Below are 18,486 nucleotides of genomic sequence, written 5' to 3'. Positions count from 1 at the left end.
CCAGTTCTGGAACCCTCGTTCAGACTCATGCAAAGCGACTCGAATTTCACCTTCGTACTCTTCGGCGGCACCGGCGATCTCTCCATGCGCAAGATTCTTCCCGCGCTCTTCGAGGCGCATCGCGCGGGCATGCTCAATCCGGCGGGCAGGATCGTTTCGGTCGCGCGCGAAGCCATGGAGCAAGCCGAATATCGCGCGTGGGTCGAGAGTCACGTGAAGCCGCACGTATCGAAGGACGGTCTCGACGACGCCGTGTGGCGCAGCTTCGTCGATCGCTTCGAGTACGTCGGGCTCGACCTCGGACGCGCGGAAGATTTCGTGCTGCTGCGCGACGTGCTCGCACAGTTCGACGGCACGCGCGTCTTCTATCTCGCGACCGGCCCGAAGCTTTTCGTGCCGATCTGCCGCGCGCTCGCCGCTGTCGGGCTGAACCAGAACTCGCGCATCGTGCTCGAAAAGCCGCTCGGCTACGATCTGAAATCGTCGAACGCGATCAACGACGCCGTCGGCGAAATCTTCCAGGAAGAGCAGATCTACCGGATCGATCACTATCTCGGCAAGGAGCCGGTGCAGAACCTGCTCGCGCTGCGCTTCGGCAACGCGCTGTTCGAGCCGCTGTGGCGCCGCGAATGGGTCGAGAGCATCCAGATCACGATCGCGGAAGAGCTGGGCGTGGAAGCGCGCGGCGACTTCTACGACAATACGGGCGCGCTGCGCGACATGGTGCAGAACCATTTGCTGCAACTGCTCTCCATCGTGACGATGGAGCCGCCGCACTCGATGGATTCCGACTCCGTGCGCGACGAGAAATTGCGCGTGCTGCGGGCGCTCAAGCCCATCGACGAGCGCGACATCAGCCGCGTCGCGGTGCGCGGGCAATATCATGCGGGTGTCGTCCGCGGCACGGCGGTGCCGGCGTACGCGACTGAACCGGGCGTGCGTCCCGACAGCACGACGGAAACCTTCGTCGCGCTGAAAGTGGAGATCGAGAACTGGCGCTGGGCGGGCGTGCCGTTCTTCCTGCGCACGGGCAAGCGGCTTGCGGACCGTGTCGCGGAGATCGTCGTGAACTTCCGCGCGGTGCCGCATTCGGCGCTCGGCGCGAACGCATTGCGCGCGGGCTCGAACCGTCTCGTGATCCGGTTGCAGCCCAATGAGTCCATCCGGCTGTATTGCCTCGCGAAGCAGCCCGGCGAAGGCATGAATCTCGCGAGCGTGCATCTGGATCTCGCGTTCGATCAGTTCTTCAAGGAAGGACAGATGGAGGCATATCAGCGCCTGCTGCTGGACGTGATTCACGGCCGCCTCGCGCTTTTCGTGCGGCGCGACGAGCAGGAAGCGGCGTGGCGCTGGGTCGAGCCGATCCTGAACGCGTGGGCATCGGGTACCAACAAGCCGAAGCCTTACGCGGCGGGCACGTGGGGGCCGGCGGCGTCGAGCGCGATGCTCGCTCAGGCGGGCACGTGCTGGCTCGAAGAAGAAAACTGATGGCGTGACGCCGACGCGGCCCCGAAGAGGTGCGCGGCGAACATGGGGAATACAAGAGACCGCTTCGCCCATCGTTGCGACGGCGCGGGCAGCAAGCGGATCGATAAACCAGAACAAGCAGGAGGAGCAATGATCGAGCTTCGCACTTTCGACGATCCGCGCGCCCACTCGGATGCGCTGGCGAAAGCCGTGAGCGACGCGCTCAAGGCGTCCCTCGCGGCGCGAGGCGCGGCATCGGCCGGCGCCACGGGACAAACCGCTCACGCCACGCTCGCGGTATCGGGCGGCACGAGCCCGAAGCCGTTCTTGCAGACGCTCTCGCGCGAGCCGCTCGACTGGGCGCACATCGACGTGACGCTCGTCGATGACCGCTGGGTGCCCGAGACCGATTCCGCGAGCAACGCTCAGCTCGTGCGCGACACGCTCCTGCAGAACGCGGGCGCATCGGCGTACTTCCTGCCGCTCGTCGATACCGGCAAGCCGCTGGAAACGCACATCGCCGAACTGAACGCCGATCCGCGCCGCCGTCTGCCGGATGTCGCCGTGCTCGGCATGGGCGAGGACGGCCATACCGCCTCGATCTTCGCCGACGCCCCCGAATGGGATGTCGCGATCTCGACGCCCGAGCGCTTCATCGCCGTGCATCCGGGCGCGGCGCCGCACGCGCGCGTGAGCCTGTCGATGTCGGCGTTAAAGCAGATCGGACAGTTGTATCTCTTCATCGCCGGCCAGAAGAAACTCGACGTACTGAACGCGGCGCTCGCCGCCCCGCAAAAGAACGCCATCTCGACGCTGGCCCACGCTGAAGGAGTGAAGCTCGATGTCTACTGGTGTGCATAAGGCAGCGGCTCAGCACGCCGACGGACCGCGGCTTCTCGCCGACATCGGCGGCACGAACGCGCGCTTCGCGCTGGAGACCGCGCCTGGCGAAATCGGGCAGATCCGCGTGTATCCGGGGGCCGATTACCCCGGCATCGCGGAGGTGATGCAGCAGTATCTGAAGGACACGAAGGTCGGACGCGTCAATCATGCGGCGATCGCGATCGCCAATCCGGTCGACGGCGACCACGTGAAGATGACCAATCACGACTGGAGCTTCTCGATCGAGGCGACGCGCCGCGCGCTCGGCTTCGACACCTTGCTCGTCGTGAACGACTTCACCGCGCTCGCGATGGCGCTGCCCGGCCTGACCGACACGCAGCGCGAGCAGGTGGGCGGCGGTTCGCGCCGGCAGAACAGCGTGATCGGTCTACTCGGACCGGGCACGGGCCTGGGCGTGTCGGGTCTGATTCCGGCAGATGACCGCTGGATCGCGCTCGGCAGCGAAGGCGGCCACGCCACGTTCTCGCCCTTCGACGAGCGCGAAGACCTCGTGACGCGCTATGCGCGCCGCAAGTTTCCGCACGTGTCGTTCGAGCGCGTGTGCGCGGGGCAGGGGCTCGAGCTGATCTATCGGGCGCTCGCCGAGCGCGACAACGTGACGGTCGCCGACGATTTCAACGCCGCCGACGTCACGAACCGCGCGCTGCAAGGCGAAGCGCTCGCGCTCGAAGTCGTGAATTGCTTCTGCGCGATCCTCGGCACGTTCGCGGGCAATATCGCGGTGACGCTGGGCGCGCTGGGCGGCATCTATATCGGCGGCGGCATCGTGCTGAAGCTAGGCGAGCTGTTCCACAAGTCGCCGTTTCGCGAGCGTTTCGAGGCGAAAGGGCGCTTTCAGCAATATCTGTCGGGCATTCCCACGTACATCATCACGGCGGAATATCCGGCGTTTCTCGGCGTCTCTGCGATTCTCTCCGAGCAGTTGTCGAACCGCGCGAACAGCGGTTCGTCGGCGGTGTTCGAGCGGATTCGCCAGATGCGCGATGCGCTGACGCCCGCCGAGCGGCGCGTCGCCGATCTCGCGCTCAATCATCCGCGCTCGATCATCAACGATCCGATCATCGACATCGCGCGCAAGGCCGACGTGAGTCAGCCTACCGTGATCCGCTTTTGCCGCTCGCTCGGCTGCCAGGGTCTGTCCGACTTCAAGCTGAAGCTCGCGACCGGCCTGACCGGCACGATTCCGGTGAGCCACAGCCAGGTGCATCTCGGCGACACGGCCACCGATTTCGGCGCGAAGGTGCTGGACAACACGGTCTCCGCGATTCTTCAGTTGCGCGAGCATCTGAACTTCGAGAACGTCGAGCGCGCGATCGATATCCTCAACGGCGCGCGGCGCATCGAGTTCTACGGGCTCGGGAATTCGAACATCGTCGCGCAGGACGCGCACTACAAGTTCTTCCGCTTCGGCATTCCGACCATTGCCTACGGCGATCTGTACATGCAGGCGGCGTCGGCGGCGCTGCTCGGCAAGGGCGACGTGATCGTGGCCGTGTCGAAGTCGGGCAGGGCGCCGGAACTGCTGCGCGTGCTCGAAGTGGCGATGCAACAGGGCGCGACGGTCATCGCGATCACGTCGAGCAACACGCCGCTCGCCAAGCGCGCGACGGTGGCGCTGGAGACGGATCACATCGAAATCCGCGAGTCGCAGCTTTCGATGATCTCGCGCATCCTGCACCTCGTGATCATCGACATTCTCGCCGTCGGCGTGGCGATTCGCCGTGCCGCGCCGAAGCCGGGCGCGAAGATCAGCGAGACGGTCGCGAAGGCGCGTCAGTCGCGCGACGATGACGCCGCCGCCGTGCTCGACTGGCTGAGCCACGGCGCGTCGGGGATGGCGCGGGACTAGCCGTTTTAGCGCGTCAACGCAGAAGGCCGCCGATGCAAACATCGGCGGCCTTTCTAATTGCGGCCCTGCGGCGATGGCTCGCCCAGATTCATCGATCAGAACGAATGCTGGATGCCTGCGTAGACGCCGCTCTGGCTGTGGCCGGGGAGCGGGTTGTCCGTCGCGACCGAGGAGCCGAAACCATTGGCGTTCAGGCCGTAGTTCGCTGTCTTGCTATTGCGCGCCGTCGCGACTTGCAGATCGAGCAGGGTGCGCTTTGACAGGTTGTACGAGCCGCCGACGGTGTAGATGGTCGCGTTGCCCGCGCCGTTGTTGCCGTTGACGTGATAGACCGCGCCGATCAGCGCCGCGGCCGGCGTCATCTGCCACGTCAGACCGCCCCATTCGTGATCGAGCGTGGTCGGCTGGCCGGGCAACTGAGCCGTCATGCCCGACGTGCGGATCGCCTGATAGCCGCCTTGCAGCTTGAACTGACCGAGGAACACGTTGAGCATCGCGGTGTACTCGCGCGAAAACGCGTAAGCGCCGTTGCTCGTGGCGTAGTCGCCGCCGAGCGTTCCGTTCGCCGGATTGCGGATTTCGTCGTAGATACCGCGCACCTGGAAGAGCGGCGCCGTGTACGTGATCTGCGCGCCCGCCTGACGGCCTTGCGCGGTGGTGCCGTTACCGTTCCAGTTGGTCGCGTTGGAGAGCGCGTACTGGCCGTAGAAGTCAAAGCCCGCGAACTTCGGCGACTGGTACGACACGTTGTTGCTCGACTGCGGCCAGTTGCGGCCACGCACCAGCGACGCCGACGACCAGTTCGACTGGCCGAACGGATCGAAGTCCCACACGCCGTTCGCGATGAAGAGCTCGCGGCCCAGCAACACGGTGCCGAACTGGTTGTTCGCGATACCGACCGTCGCCCAACGATTGAACAGGTTGCCTTGCAACTGGCCGTTCATCGCGTTGAAGCCGTTTTCCAGCTGGAAAACGGCGCGGTTGCCGCCGCCCAGATCCTCGCTTCCCTTCATGCCCCACAAGCTCGTGCCCCAGTCGCCGCTTTCCGCCCTGAAGCGATGCGAAGTGCCGGTGGCCGCGCCGTTCGCACCGGCGCCTGTCGGCACGCCGTTCATATACTCCAGTCCCGCGTCCAGGCGGCCGTATAGCGTCACGCCGCTCTGAGCGTGCGCCGCTGCGCTGAACGCCAGAAGTGCCGCTGCAGCGAGCAAAACCTTCTTCATCATCTCCTCCAAATCCCTGTCAAAAATTGAACCGATGGCTGCTGTCTGGCCCGATGCGGGTGCATCGAACCGAACATGGTTATCGAGAAAAGACACACGCGAACGTGCGCACGACGAAGCATCGCGACGACGCGATGATCGGGGGCATTCCTTGTTTTTTTGGGAGATTTTGAAGCAGAACTACGTTTTATGAGGCGCGGTTCCGTAGTTAAGGTTGTCGATTTGACAAATGTCGTGCAGGAGCCAAAAGAGCTTCCGGATCGATGTTCGTCATGCTAAGCATGGCGCACCCGGCCAACCGCGCGCCCAAATAAAAAACGGTGCGATACCCTTTCGGGCACCGCACCGATACGCGCCTCTCGCAGCAGCGTGAAAACCTTCTAAAAAAGACTCTTTGGTCAGACTCGCCGATTAGAACGAGTGCTGGATACCTGCGTACACGCCCGTCTGGCTGTGGCCGGGGAACGGGTTGTCCGTCGAAGCAGCCGAACCGTAGTTGTTGGCGTTCAGGCCATAGTTCGCGGTCTTGCTGTTCTGCACCGTCGCGACCTGCAGATCGAGCAGGGTGCGCTTGGACAGGTTGTACGAACCGCCGACCGTGTAGATGGTCGCGTTGCCCGCGCCGTTGTTGCCGTTCACGTGGTAGACCGCGGCGATCAGCGCTGCCGCCGGCGTCGCTTGCCACGTCACGCCGCCCCATTCGTGATCGAGCGCGGTCGGCTGGCCGGGCAACTGACCCGTCATGCCCGAGCTGCGGATTGCCTGGTAAGCGCCCTGAACCTTGAACTGGCCGAGGAACACGTTGAACATCGCCGTGTATTCACGCGAATATGCGTACGCGCCGTTGCCGCCCGAGCCGCCGTCGATCGGGTTGTACACGCCGCCCAGCGTACCGTTTGCCGGGTTGCGGATTTCGTCGTACATACCGCGGATCTGGAAGAGCGGCGTCGTGTAGGTGACATACGCGCCCGCTTCACGGCCTTGCGGCGTCGTGCCGTTACCGTTCCAGTTCGTTGCGTTGGAGAGCGAGTACTGACCGTAGAAGTCGAGGCCCGCGAACTTCGGCGACTGGTACGAAATGTTGTTGCTCGATTGCGGCCAGTTGCGGCCACGCACCAGCGATGCCGACGACCAGTTCGACTGGCCGAACGGATCGAAGTCCCACACGCCGTTCGCGATGAAGAGCTCACGACCCAGCAACAGGGTACCGAACTGGTTGTTCGCGATACCGACCGTCGCCCAGCGATTGAAGAGACCGCCGCCGCCCGGGCCTTGACCCGTCATGGTGTTGAAGCTGCCTTCCAACTGGAACACGGCGCGGTAGCCGCCGCCCAGATCTTCGACGCCCTTCAAACCCCACAAGCTCGTGCCCCAGTCGCCGCTTTCCGCCTTGAAGCGGTGCGACGAGCCGGTGGCAGGCGCGCCGGCCGGACCGGTCGGCACACCGTTCATATATTCGAGCCCCGCGTCCAGGCGGCCATACAGCGTCACGCTGCTCTGAGCGTGCGCGACCGCGCTGAACGTCAGCAGTGCTGCCGACGCGAGCAAAGCTTTCTTCATCATCTCCTCCAACCCTGTCAAGAAATAGAACCCAAGTGCTGCTGTGTGGTTCGATGCGAGCGCACCCAACCGAAAATTGTTTTCAGAGGAAGGACACGCGCGGGCTGTGGTGCTAGGCGATTCGCACGTCGTGGGCGCGAACCTGACGCCGACCCGTCGATCGGTGTCGTTCCTCAGTTTCTTTTGGACTTTTGAAGTAAAACTACTTTTTGGGTACTTCGTTTTGGTACTTTGGTTACCAATTTAACAAAATACGGTATAAGCGCCAAAGAAATTTGACGTTATGCGACTGTCTGTGTCAAAAATGCAATGCCCATGTGGTAGACACACTACCCACAGGATGGGAAACACCCCGCAAAGCCTTATGCCATCAGGGCTTTAGCGGCATGTAAGTTTCAGAGTCAGGTTTGTCGCCTATTGACGCGCGGGCGTCGTGGCGCTAGGTCGGAGAAGAGCGCGAAAGAGGTCGATACAACTGCGCCCGGACGCAAAAAAAGCGCCTCTTGGGCGCCTTTTCTGGAGTGGAAGGTTGCGGAAGCCGGCGTGTGCCGGGTGCTTACTTGAGGCTGCCCGACAGGAACTGTTTCAGGCGCTCGCTCTTCGTATTGCCGAACACCGCGTCGGGATGGCCTTGCTCCTCGATGCGCCCCTGATGCAGAAACACGACATGATTCGACACGTTGCGCGCGAACGCCATCTCGTGCGTCACGACGATCATCGTGCGGCCCTCCTCGGCGAGCGTCTGCATGACCTTGAGCACTTCGCCCACGAGTTCGGGGTCGAGCGCGGAAGTCGGTTCGTCGAAGAGCATGACATCGGGATGCATCGCGAGCGCGCGCGCAATCGCAACGCGCTGCTGCTGCCCGCCCGACAGATGCGACGGATACTGCTTCTCCACGCGCGGCGCGAGCCCGACCTTCTCCAGATAGGTGCGCGCGCGCTCCTCGGCTTCCTTCTTCGAGAGCCCGAGCACGTTGATGGGCGCTTCGGTCACGTTCTCCAGCACGTTCATGTGCGACCAGAGGTTGAAGTGCTGGAAGACCATCGACAACTTCGAGCGCACTTGCCTCAATTGTTTCTGGTCCGCCGCCTTCAGCGCGCCGGTCTTGTCCTTCATCGTGCGGACTTCGGTACCGTCGACGAAGATGCGCCCCTGGTTCGGCTGCTCCAGAAAATTGATACAGCGCAGCATCGTGCTCTTGCCCGAGCCCGACGAGCCGATGATGCTGATCACGTCGCCGGCCTTCGCCTTGAGCGAAACGCCCTTCAGGACTTCGTTGCTGCCGTACTGCTTGTGAATATCGTCGACGAAAAGCTTGTGCATCTGGGAATTCATGAAGGGTCCTTGGCTGACTCGATGGTCTTATTTGCCTTGCGGTCGCAGGTAAGCGAGCCAGCGATACTCGGCGCGGCGGAACAGCCACACGAGCGCGAACGAAATGCAGAGGTAGAGCAGGGCGGCGATGCCGAACGCCTCGAACGACTGATACGTCGCCGAATTGACGTCGCGCGCGATCTTGAGTATGTCCGGCACGGTCGCCGTGAATGCGACGGTGGTCGCGTGCAGCATCAGAATGACTTCGTTGCTGTAATACGGCAGCGCGCGTCGCAACGCGGACGGCAGAATCACCCGTCGATACAGCGTGAAACCCGACATGCCGTAGGCGCGCGCGGCTTCGATCTCGCCGTAGGGCGTCGCCTTGATCGCGCCCGCGAAAATCTCCGTCGTGTACGCGCAGGTGTTGAGCGTGAACGCGAGCAGCGTGCAGTTCATGCCGCTGCGGAAGAATTCGGCGAGCAGCATGTGGTCGCGCACGACCTGCAGGCTGTAGAGACCCGTGTAGCAGAGCAGCAGCTGAACGTAGAGCGGCGTGCCGCGAAAGACGTAGGTATAGAGCCACACCGAGCGCGACAGCAGCTTGTTCTTCGACACCCGCGCGACCGCGAGCGGCACAGAAAGACAAAAGCCTAAGCCGATGGAGATGACGAGCAGCCACATCGTGATCGCGAGACCGGTGATGCGGTAGCCGTCGGTGAAGAGGTAATTCTTCCAGTATTCCTGGATGATTTGGATCATGATCCCTGCCGCCCTTGAATGGACCGATTAGAGGTCGGCCTTGCGCACGCCGATGGAATAGCGCCGCTCCAGCCAGATCAGCACGAGATTCGAGATCGTGGTGATCGCGAGGTACACCGCGCCCGCGAGTAGCGTGAAGAAGAAGAAGCGCAGCGTGCCCTTGCCGGCATCCTGCGAGGCCTTGACGACATCCGCGAGACCGATGATCGACACGAGCGCCGTCGCCTTGACCATGACCTGCCAGTTATTGCCGATGCCCGGCAACGCGAAACGCATCATCTGCGGAAACATGATGCGCGAGAAGGCCTGCCACGGCGTCATGCCGTAAGCCGCGCCCGCTTCGAGCTGGCCGCGCGGCACCGAGAGAAATGCGCCGCGGAAGGTTTCGGTGAAGTACGCGCCGTAGATGAAGCCGAGGACCAGGATGCCGGCGAGGAACGGATCGATGTCGATCTGATCCCAGCCCATCGCGTCCGTGAACAGGTTCAGCCAGATCTGGATGCTGTAGAACAGCAGCAGCATCAGCACGAGATCGGGCACGCCGCGGATGAGCGTCGTGTAGACGGTGCCGAATCCCGACGCCACGCGGTTTTTCGACAGCTTCGCCGCCGCGCCGATCAGGCCGATCACAAAGGCGAACACGAGCGACAGCACCGCCAGCTTGACGGTCTGCCAGGTGCCCGCGAGGATCAGCGGACCGTAGCCTTGCAACATGGTGATTCCTTAGTGAGGTGCCTAACGTGCACGGAGTGCGACGGGCGCGGCGCGCGATACGAATGTATTCATCTCTTTTCCCAGCCGGCGGCGTACTTCCGCGCGTTTCGGCTGTCCTTCTCCGGCGCGCTCCTGCTTTGCGTCCAGCGGACGGTATTCTATGTGGTCAAAATTGCGGGGTGCCGTAATTGCGAACCGTGCCAACGCGCAATTGTTGCGCGGCGACGGGCTCGCGGCTGCCGGATTTCCGGCGCCCCGGCCGGTGACCGTCCGCCGCCGCCCCGAAAAGCGCGGTATTTTACCCGAAGCCGACGCGGGCGCGGAGGCGAAGCCGGACGAGTCTGATTACATGCATGGGTAGAACGATGTAGTGCCTGCGGGCGCGTTGTTTCGAAGCTCCGCCGCCCTTACATTCTCTCCATCGCAAAACAACGCCTTGGGCGGGAGCAAACATCATGTTCGAGATTCGCCGCAGCAATGAACGCGGTCATGCCAACCACGGCTGGCTCGACTCTTATCACAGCTTCTCCTTTGCCGATTACTACGATCCGGAGCACACGCACTTCGGCGCGCTGCGCGTGATCAACGAAGACCGTGTCGCGGGCGGCCAGGGCTTCGGCGCGCATGGCCATCGCGATATGGAAATCGTGAGCTACGTGCTCGACGGCGCGCTCGCGCACCGCGACAGCATGGGCAACGGCTCGACGATCCGTCCTGGCGACGTGCAGCGCATGAGCGCCGGCACCGGCGTGCGTCATAGCGAGTTCAACGGCTCGCCGACGGACACCGCGCATTTCCTGCAGATCTGGATCATTCCGGATGCGCCGGGCGGCGCGCCGGGCTACGAGGAAAAGCGCTTCGCGGACGATGAAAAGCGCGGCCGGCTGCGCGTGATCGCATCGCCCGAAGGGGTGGACGGTTCGGTCAGGATCGGCGCGGACGCGCGGATCTTCGCGGGCTTCTTCACTGGCGACGAACGCGCGGACTTCGACGTGCCTGCGGGCCGCCGTGTGTATGTGCACGTGGCGCGCGGCGCGGTGACGCTGAATGGCGAGGCGCTCGGCGCTGGCGACGCCGCGAAGCTCGAGGATGTGTCGAAGGTCACGCTCGAAAAGGGCGATAACGCCGAAGTGCTGTTGTTCGACCTCGCGTAAGTCCCGGTTCGCCGATGCAAAAAAGCCGCGGAGCGTCATGCTCCGCGGCTTTTGTTTTGCCGCAACCGCCGCTTACGGTTTCGCGGTAGCCGATGCGCCCGCCGCCGCACCCGGCGCGCCGTCCGGGCCGCCGCGCTTGCCCCAGCGCTCATGCATCTTGTGCTCGTGCTCGTGCATCTTCGCGAAGTGCTTCTTGAGCGCCGTGCTGACGGTGGTCTTCTGCTGGTCGTTCAGCGCGTTGTAGAAGTTCAGCCACGCGGTCGTGGTCTGCTCGCGCAGTTGCGCGTTCTGCGCCTCGATCTTCTGGTGCGCCGCGTGCATCGCGTTCAGGTCGAGGATCGGCTGGCTTTCCATCGACTTGAACTGATCGCGCATCTGCTTGTGGCTTTCGCGCATGGCCTGATGATTCTGCTTCATCGTCGTGAGCGCGGTCTGCCACAGCTTTTCCTGATCCGCGTTCAGCTTGAGCTGGCCGTGCAGTTCGTCCAGTTGCTTCTGCATGCGCATTTCCATGCGGTGGCCGCCGTGGCCGCCCATCATGGCCGGGCCGCCGGGGGGCGGCGCAGTCGGCGCGTCGCTGGTGGCCGCGTAGGCCGTGCCGAACGTCAGCGCGATTGCAGCAGCGGCGGCGGTGAGGATGCGATATTGCTTGGCCATCTTGATACTCCCTTGATTGTTTTCGATGCCGAAGCCACGAGGCCTTGATCGACGTATCGGTTGGTGTGTCGAGGTCTTGCGCTTGTCGGTGAAACACAGCGTAGGGGTTCGCGGCAGGGCGCGTGTTACGGCATGGTTCAGGCTTGTTACGCGGGTTTACGCCCCGCTTTCGTCGTAACACCCCGTAACCCTTATGGCAGGGCTGTCATCAATCGAGCTCCGACTCACGCGCTAAACTCCATCCCATGACTACGCAAATACTTGTCGTCGACGACGACGCCGAACTGCGCGACCTTCTGCGCGACTATCTGGTCCGGCAGGGCATCGAGGTGTCGGTGCTGCATGACGCCGGTGGACTCGAACGCCGCATCGAACGCGAGCGGCCCGATCTCATCGTGCTCGATCTGATGATGCCGGGCGTCGACGGGCTGACCGCGCTCAAGCAGTTGCGCGCATCCGGCGACGACATCCCGGTCATCATGCTGACCGCGCGCGCGGACGACGTGGACCGGATCGTCGGCCTCGAACTGGGCGCGGACGATTACCTCGGCAAGCCGTTCAATCCGCGCGAACTGCTCGCGCGCGTCCAGGCCGTGCTGCGCCGCCGCCGCACGATTCCGTCCGCCGCGCCCGAGCAGCGCGAGCCGTTTTCGTTCGGCCGGTTCCGGCTGGATTTCCAGTCGCGCACGCTGCAACAGGACGACAAGCCGCTGACGCTGTCCGGCAGCGAATTCGCGCTGCTCAAGATCTTCGTGAATAACCCGATGCGCACGCTCACGCGCGAGCGCCTGCTCGAACTGCTGCACGGCCCGGAATACGACGGCACCGATCGCGGCATCGACGTGCAGGTGTGGCGCCTGCGCCGCATCCTCGAGTCCGATCCTTCGGCGCCGCGCTTCATCCAGACGGTGCGGGGGCGCGGCTACGTGTTCGTGCCGGACGGCGAGCAAAATGCGCCGGGCAATTGACACGCTGTTCGGCCGGCTGGTCGTCATCGTCATCGGCATGCTGGTGCTGTCGCATGTCGCGTGGTTCGCGATCATCCGCTTCGAGCGGGACAACGTGCAGACGCGCTTCGCCGTGGAGGAAGCCGTTTTCCTCGTCGAGGCGGTCCGTCAGCACATCGCCAACACGCCGGATCAGCCTTTGCCGCCGCGCGTGCGCGTGGTCCCGCTCGCGAGTCCCGACGTGCCCAGGCAGCCCGACGAGAACATGCCGCCGCCGCTGCAGCGTTTCGTCGAGGACCTGAAAGACCGTCTGCCCGAAGGCACCGATGTGCGCCTGAGCGAGCCAGGCGGGCCGCCGAGCGTGTGGGTGCATGGCGTGAAGGACACGGGATGGGTCGTCGTGCCGGTGCAGCCGCTGCGCCCGCCGCGCTCGCGCGACCGCATGCTCGTGTGGCTCGCGCTGATTTTCTCGACTGCCGTGCTTGCCGCGCTATTCGGCGCGTGGCAACTGCAATATCCGCTGCGCTCGCTCGCGCAGGCGGTCGGGCGCTTCGGGCGCGGCCAGCCGACGCCGCCGGTGCCCGAGCGCGGCCCGCGTGAGTTGCGGCAGCTGACGCACGGTTTCAATCAAATGGTCCGCGAAGTCTCGCAGACCGAGAGCGACCGCGCCGTAATGCTCGCGGGCGTTGCGCACGATCTGAAGACGCCGCTCGCGCGTCTGCGTCTGCGCGCCGAAATGATGGACGACGAAAAGATGCGCGACGGCGTCGTGCGCGACGTCGATTCGATGGCGCATATCGTCGACCAGTTTCTCGTGTTCGCGCACGACCGCCCGGACGGCAGCGAGCCCGTTCCCGTCGACGAACAGTGTGAGCGAATCGCACGGGCGTATCGCGCGGTGTCGCCGGGCGCGCAGCCGATTCGCCTGAAACTCGAAGCAGGGCTCGCTTTCGCGCTGCCGGCGGCCACGCTCGACCGGCTGCTTTCGAATTTGCTCGACAACGCGCATGCGTACGGCGCGCCGCCGGTCGTCATCGAGACGCGGCGTGAAGCCAAGGGCTGGGTGTTGTCGGTGTCCGATCACGGCAAGGGCATCGCGCCGGACGATCTCATCAAGGCGAGCCGGCCGTTCGTGCGGCTCGATCCGGCGCGTGGCGGCAGCGGACATAGCGGGCTCGGACTCGCCATCGTCGAGCGGCTTGCGCGTCGCGTGGGCGGTGAGTGCGAGATCGGCAATCGTGCCGAGGGCGGATTGCAGGTCGCGATGACCTTTCCGTTCGACATCGCCACGCGGCCGGTAGAAGAACGCCGCGCCGGCCCGCAGCACGAAGAGCGCGTGTCGTAACGGCGCGCCAGGTGGCAGAAGCAGCGCGGCGTCAGTCGAACAGGGTTTCGAGCGCCGACGCCGCTTCGCTGTCCACCGTGTTGTACGTCACCGTCGACGCCTCGAAGATGTAGTGCGTCGTGTATTTGCCGAGGCGCGAGAGGATCTCATCCTGAATCACTTCGGGCGCGAGATCGATCTTCAGGAACCACGCCGTCGACGAAAGCCGCGTCTGAAACGAGCCGTACTCGGCGAGCAGGTGGTCGAACGTTTCTGCGTCCTGATCCCGGCACACGATGACCAGATTTCCCTTCATGCAAACCTCCCGATTCACGCCAGCGGCATTCGATTTCGAATATCGATGATACCTGCGGGATGCGTGCGCGTCGCGACATGCGCATGACCGTGCGATGGCCCGGCGCTCATTTGCCCGCGAGCGTGTCTTCCGTGTGCCGCGCTGACGGGCCGGGATCGGCGGGGCGCACTTCGCTGCGGTCGCGCCCACGAGACTTCGCCTCGTAGAGCGCGAGGTCCGCGCGGGAGAGAATCCATTCGAGGGCGTCGTCGAGCGCGAGCTCCGTGATGCCGATGGACACCGACAGCACCGCGTCGTCCGGCAGATGCGCGCAGTGCTCGTGATGAAAGCGCTTTCTCAGACGTTCGAGCACGGCTTGCGCATCGGCGAGCGAGGTTTGCGGCAGCAGAATGCCGAATTCCTCGCCGCCGAGCCGGCCGATCGCGTCGCTCGGACGAAGCTGCGCGCGGCACACTTCGACGAAATGTTCGAGCGCGCGGTCGCCCGACGCGTGGCCGAAGCGATCGTTGATCTGCTTGAAGTGGTCCAGATCGGCGATCGCGACCGAAAGCGGCGTGCCGACCGAGCGCGCGAGCTCGACTTCATGCCGCAGCGTGTCGAGGAAATATCGCCGGGAGAGCGCGCCCGTGAGCGCGTCATGGCGCGCTTCGGCCGAAAGCAGCGTATTGGCCGATTGCAACTGCTCGGCGAGATCGCGCGTCGCGCGGTGCAGGCGCCGCTCGCGCGAGTACGATGTGGCGATCACGATCGCGAGCGTCACGACGCCGAGCATCGTCAGAAACACGAGGAAGCGGTCGCGGCTGTGATTGCGGCTGATCTCCGGCCAGCTCGTGAGCGGATGGACGATATGCGCCGAAAGGCCCGAGTTGAGCCCCGTGCGTTCGTCGTAGAGCGAGGGCACATTGCTGCCGTTCGCGGCGTAGAAGGTTTGCGCGAGCGCGGGCGCGAGCCAGTGTTCGGACGCGCGCATCTGCTCGCCGATATGCGACACGCGCAGCTCCGGAAACGACTCGCGCCGGTAATGCTCGATGCGCTCGCGCTCGGTCATGCGCGCGATGGGCGCACTGGGCATCGCCTGGTATTCGAGCCTGCCGTCGTGCGCCATCACGACGACGCCGTTCTCGTCGGTCACGAAGGTGCCGGCGCGCGAGACCCAGTGCCGCAGCCGGTCGATGCTCACCTTCGCGATCACCGCGCCGACCAGAATGCCGTCCTCGTAAGCCGGCGCCGCGATGAAGATGCCCGGTTCGCCGGACAGACGCCCGACGCCATACATCTCGACGAAGCCGCCGAGCAGCGCGCGCGCCACATAGCCGCGAGCGCTCATGTCGTAGCCGATGAAGCTGTCGTCGTCGCCCGCGTTGCTCGATGCAATGCAGAAACCCTTTTCGTTGACAAGCCAGATGGAGTCGAGGCCGGAGAAGCCCTGCGCGTCGTGCAGGAAGTGATTGACCTTCGCGAGAGCGGGGCGCGCGGTCCAGTCCTTGCGGCGTTCGAGTTCCGTCCCGGCCGGGTTCGAGGCATAATTCCGCGACTCCGCGAGCGCGCTCTGCGTGAGGTCCATCTGGGCGAGCGTCGCGGGAATGGCGCGCGACATCGCCAGATCGCTCGCGATGATCTGCGCCATGTTGTCGACGATGGACGCCGCCATCTGGCGTTCGGTGCGCACCGTCGAAGTCATCTCCTGTTGTACCATTCGGTCCGACAACAAGCCGGCGGCAATCCAGCACGCGAATGCCAGCGCCGCGAGGCCGAGCGTCGCGATCACACGGTGCAGAATGAGCTTGTTCATCGATCTCGGGCGCAATGGAAGTTCACGCCGTTCGCAGGCTGAACGCGCCGTGCCGCCCGAGCGGTCCGGTCTGCGCGAAGCGGGCAAGGCGGGTGCGCGGATTACGGCGCATCATGTCAACCGCTTTCCGGGTTTCGCTCGCAACGGGGCGGCGAGTGTGGCTCAGGCGGTTTTCCGGCTCGGATCGGGCGTCTCGCATCGCATCGGCGCTCAAATTATTGTTCGTGATAAGCCAAGATTGGACGATGTTTTCCGCCGCCTATCAAGTGCCTTCTGAAGGCGGGCGACGTGCGTCCAACATAACGGATGCGCGTCGCGCGAAAGCGCCGTTCGCCGGGCAATCCGACCTGGGCGCGCCGCAGCCAGACTGAAAGGAAGCGAAAGCACGCGGGCGCGCGGCGCATTCGACGCTGACAGCCCCTTCATTTTGCCCATGCCGTGCCGAAGAGCAACAGAAACATCGCAGGAATGGCGCGCCGGACCGCATGAAGGTTGTGCCTGTCACACGGGTTGGTGTAGTGTCGCTCGGTTCAGCGCGGGGAAACGTCTGACGCGGCGACTGCCCGGCGCCGTCATTCGTGCTGAACGTGTCGTCGTATCGACGGCCGCGTGCGTTGAGCATGAGGCCGTCCCGGGCAAAGGCTTCTTGCCCGCCGGACGGTTCGTTCGCCGTCTCAAGCAACATCCCGCGCACGCGCGGTCGGAACAAAGCCTTACGGGGAGGGCCTTGCATGGAATTTGGTTTCAATCTGAATCGCACGGCGAATGCGTCGGCCTGGCGGATCCTGCCCAACCGCTGGGACTTCATCGCGTTCCCGATGATCATCTGCATCATCGCGCTCGCCGCCGTCGGATTCCACGAGACCCTGGCGCCGATCTCGACATTGCAGACCCAGGCGATCTCGCTCGACCCCGCGAACCTTCCCGAATACGCGTTGCGCACGACCTTGCGCATGCTGCTGGCGATGGTCGCCTCGCTCATCTTCACGCTGGTCTACGGCACGCTCGCGGCGAAGAGCAGGCGTGCGTCGATCGTGCTCGTGCCGATCCTCGACATCCTTCAGTCGGTGCCGGTGCTGGGCTATATCTCGTTTACGGTGACGTTCTTCCTCGCGATGTTCCCGGGGCGCGTGATCGGCGCCGAATGCGCGGCGATCTTCGCGATCTTCACGAGCCAGGCGTGGAACATGACGTTCAGCTTCTACCAGTCGCTGCGCACGGTGCCGCGCGATCTGGATGAAGTGTCGCGCGGCTTTCACCTCACCAACTGGCAGCGCTTCTGGAAGCTCGAAGTGCCGTTCTCGATGCCGGGCCTCATCTGGAACATGATGATGTCGATGTCGGGCGGATGGTTCTTCGTCGTCGCCTCCGAGGCGATCACGGTCGGCAACCGCACGATCGTGCTGCCGGGCGTCGGCGCGTATCTGGCCGCGGCCATCGGCGAGCGCAACCTGAGCGCGATCGGCTGGGTGATCCTCGCGATGACCATCGTCATCCTGGCCTACGACCAGTTGATGTTCCGCCCACTGGTTGCATGGGCCGACAAGTTCCGCATGGAGAACACGAGCTCGGGCGACGAGCCGTCTTCGTGGCTGCTCGACCTGATCCGCCGCACGCGCCTGATTCACCGTCTGCTCGTGCCGGCGGGCTGGATTCTCGCGAAGGCGGCGCGCGTGCCGATTAAGCTGCCGTCCCTGCAGGGCGCGCTGGAAAACGTGGGCTTGCCGCTGCGCGCGAAGGTGCCGTCCACGCGCGCGGGCGATATCGCGTGGGGCACGGTCGTGGTGCTGATCACGGTGTTCGTCGTGTGGAAGGTCGCGTCGTTCGTCGCGACCGGCGTGAGCTGGGGCGAAGTCGGCCACGTGTTCGTGCTCGGGTTCATCACGCTCTTGCGCGTGGTGGTGCTGATCGCGCTCGCATCGGTGGTGTGGGTGCCTATCGGCGTGTTGATCGGCCTGCGCCCGGCGCTCGCGGAAAAAATCCAGCCGCTCGCGCAGTTCCTCGCCGCGTTCCCGGCGAACCTGCTGTTTCCGGTGTTCGTCGTGGTGATCGTGCGCTTTCATCTGAACCCGGATATCTGGCTGTCGCCGCTCATCGTGCTCGGCACGCAGTGGTATATCCTCTTCAACGTGGTCGCGGGCGCGTCCTCTTATCCGAACGACTATCGCGAGGCCGCGAGCAACTTCCAGATCCGCGGCTGGCAGTGGTGGAAGAAGTGCATGTTGCCGGGCATCTTCCCTTACTACATCACCGGCGCGATCACCGCCTCGGGTGGCGCGTGGAACGCCAGCATCGTCGCGGAAGCCGTGTCGTGGGGGAAGACGGAGGTCGTCGCGCACGGCCTCGGCGCCTACATCGCCCAGACGACCGCCACGGGCGACTACCCGAAAATCATTCTCGGCATCGCCGTGATGTCGCTGTTCGTCACGCTGTTCAACCGACTGTTGTGGCGCCCGCTATACGCCTACGCCGAAGCAAGGCTTCGGCTGGATTGAGGACGAGT

The 18,486-nt window shown here is 64.2% G+C and carries 16 protein-coding genes; 8 read left to right on the top strand and 8 right to left on the bottom strand.

All coding sequences use genetic code 11. From position 1 onward, the window contains the following. The first annotated feature begins 27 nt into the window (after positions 1 to 27). From zwf to ACEN42_RS11110, 3 genes are all read left to right on the top strand, one after another. Complete coding sequence (gene zwf / locus ACEN42_RS11120) at positions 28 to 1,488, top strand: glucose-6-phosphate dehydrogenase (RefSeq protein WP_238210117.1); 1,461 nt, start codon at positions 28 to 30, stop codon at positions 1,486 to 1,488. A 129-nt stretch (positions 1,489 to 1,617) separates the two neighbouring features. Beyond that, on the top strand, positions 1,618 to 2,328 hold the full coding sequence (gene pgl, locus ACEN42_RS11115) for a 6-phosphogluconolactonase (RefSeq protein WP_187607190.1): 711 nt from the start codon (positions 1,618 to 1,620) through the stop codon (positions 2,326 to 2,328). Continuing rightward, complete coding sequence (locus ACEN42_RS11110; protein ID WP_371879944.1) at positions 2,309 to 4,219, top strand: bifunctional transcriptional regulator/glucokinase; 1,911 nt, start codon at positions 2,309 to 2,311, stop codon at positions 4,217 to 4,219. The genes pgl and ACEN42_RS11110 overlap by 20 nt, the downstream gene beginning before the upstream one ends. A 95-nt stretch (positions 4,220 to 4,314) precedes the next feature. Here ACEN42_RS11110 and ACEN42_RS11105 read toward each other — a convergent pair whose 3' ends face one another. The 5 genes from ACEN42_RS11105 to ACEN42_RS11085 all read right to left on the bottom strand — a co-directional run bounded on the left by ACEN42_RS11105 (position 4,315) and on the right by ACEN42_RS11085 (position 9,793). After that, a complete protein-coding gene (locus tag ACEN42_RS11105; RefSeq protein ID WP_371881112.1) occupies positions 4,315 to 5,442 on the bottom strand; it encodes a porin in 1,128 nt (375 codons plus the stop codon). 411 nt (positions 5,443 to 5,853) lie between these two features. Continuing rightward, positions 5,854 to 7,002 (bottom strand): porin, encoded by a 1,149-nt coding sequence (locus ACEN42_RS11100; RefSeq protein WP_187607379.1) that lies wholly within the window; start codon positions 7,000 to 7,002, stop codon positions 5,854 to 5,856. Between the two features lie 556 nt (positions 7,003 to 7,558). Further along, a complete protein-coding gene (locus ACEN42_RS11095; RefSeq protein WP_371879943.1) occupies positions 7,559 to 8,338 on the bottom strand; it encodes an ABC transporter ATP-binding protein in 780 nt (259 codons plus the stop codon). A gap of 27 nt (positions 8,339 to 8,365) precedes the next feature. Beyond that, positions 8,366 to 9,079, bottom strand: coding sequence for an ABC transporter permease (locus ACEN42_RS11090; RefSeq protein WP_187607188.1), 714 nt, complete (start codon positions 9,077 to 9,079; stop codon positions 8,366 to 8,368). 27 nt (positions 9,080 to 9,106) lie between these two features. Continuing rightward, a complete protein-coding gene (locus ACEN42_RS11085) occupies positions 9,107 to 9,793 on the bottom strand; it encodes an ABC transporter permease (RefSeq protein WP_187607187.1) in 687 nt (228 codons plus the stop codon). Between the two features lie 455 nt (positions 9,794 to 10,248). Here ACEN42_RS11085 and ACEN42_RS11080 point away from each other — a divergent pair, with 455 nt between their 5' ends. Beyond that, positions 10,249 to 10,947, top strand: coding sequence for a pirin family protein (locus ACEN42_RS11080; RefSeq protein WP_238210124.1), 699 nt, complete (start codon positions 10,249 to 10,251; stop codon positions 10,945 to 10,947). Positions 10,948 to 11,019: 72 nt separating this feature from the next. On the opposite strand, the gene ACEN42_RS11075 is transcribed toward ACEN42_RS11080, so the two are convergent. Continuing rightward, positions 11,020 to 11,604 (bottom strand): periplasmic heavy metal sensor, encoded by a 585-nt coding sequence (locus ACEN42_RS11075; protein ID WP_371879942.1) that lies wholly within the window; start codon positions 11,602 to 11,604, stop codon positions 11,020 to 11,022. A 245-nt stretch (positions 11,605 to 11,849) separates the two neighbouring features. Between ACEN42_RS11075 and ACEN42_RS11070 the strand changes: the two genes are divergently transcribed. Both ACEN42_RS11070 and ACEN42_RS11065 read left to right on the top strand, forming a co-directional pair. Continuing rightward, positions 11,850 to 12,572: a response regulator gene (locus ACEN42_RS11070; RefSeq protein WP_187607184.1), complete on the top strand. Its 723-nt coding sequence runs from the start codon at positions 11,850 to 11,852 to the stop codon at positions 12,570 to 12,572. Next, positions 12,556 to 13,896, top strand: coding sequence for an ATP-binding protein (locus tag ACEN42_RS11065; protein WP_371879941.1), 1,341 nt, complete (start codon positions 12,556 to 12,558; stop codon positions 13,894 to 13,896). The genes ACEN42_RS11070 and ACEN42_RS11065 overlap by 17 nt, the downstream gene beginning before the upstream one ends. 31 nt (positions 13,897 to 13,927) lie before the next feature. Here the strand turns inward: ACEN42_RS11065 and ACEN42_RS11060 are convergent, their stop codons facing one another. After that, positions 13,928 to 14,191, bottom strand: a complete 264-nt coding sequence (locus tag ACEN42_RS11060; protein ID WP_050328642.1) for a hypothetical protein — start codon at positions 14,189 to 14,191, stop codon at positions 13,928 to 13,930. 106 nt (positions 14,192 to 14,297) lie between these two features. Next, complete coding sequence (locus ACEN42_RS11055; protein ID WP_371879940.1) at positions 14,298 to 15,983, bottom strand: diguanylate cyclase; 1,686 nt, start codon at positions 15,981 to 15,983, stop codon at positions 14,298 to 14,300. On the opposite strand from ACEN42_RS11055, the gene ACEN42_RS11050 reads away from it, so the two are divergent. Together ACEN42_RS11050 and ACEN42_RS11045 are read left to right on the top strand one after the other, a co-directional pair. Continuing rightward, complete coding sequence (locus ACEN42_RS11050) at positions 15,976 to 16,260, top strand: hypothetical protein (protein WP_187607181.1); 285 nt, start codon at positions 15,976 to 15,978, stop codon at positions 16,258 to 16,260. The two genes, ACEN42_RS11055 and ACEN42_RS11050, sit on opposite strands and share 8 nt — an antisense overlap. A 454-nt stretch (positions 16,261 to 16,714) precedes the next feature. After that, positions 16,715 to 18,478, top strand: coding sequence for an ABC transporter permease (locus ACEN42_RS11045; protein WP_371879939.1), 1,764 nt, complete (start codon positions 16,715 to 16,717; stop codon positions 18,476 to 18,478). The last annotated feature ends 8 nt before the right edge of the window (positions 18,479 to 18,486 follow it).

Source organism: Caballeronia sp. S22, assembly GCF_964261745.1.
GTDB lineage: Bacteria > Pseudomonadota > Gammaproteobacteria > Burkholderiales > Burkholderiaceae > Caballeronia > Caballeronia jiangsuensis.
The sequence above is the reverse complement of the archived record's forward strand: the minus strand, read 5'-3'. Positions and strand labels throughout refer to the sequence as shown.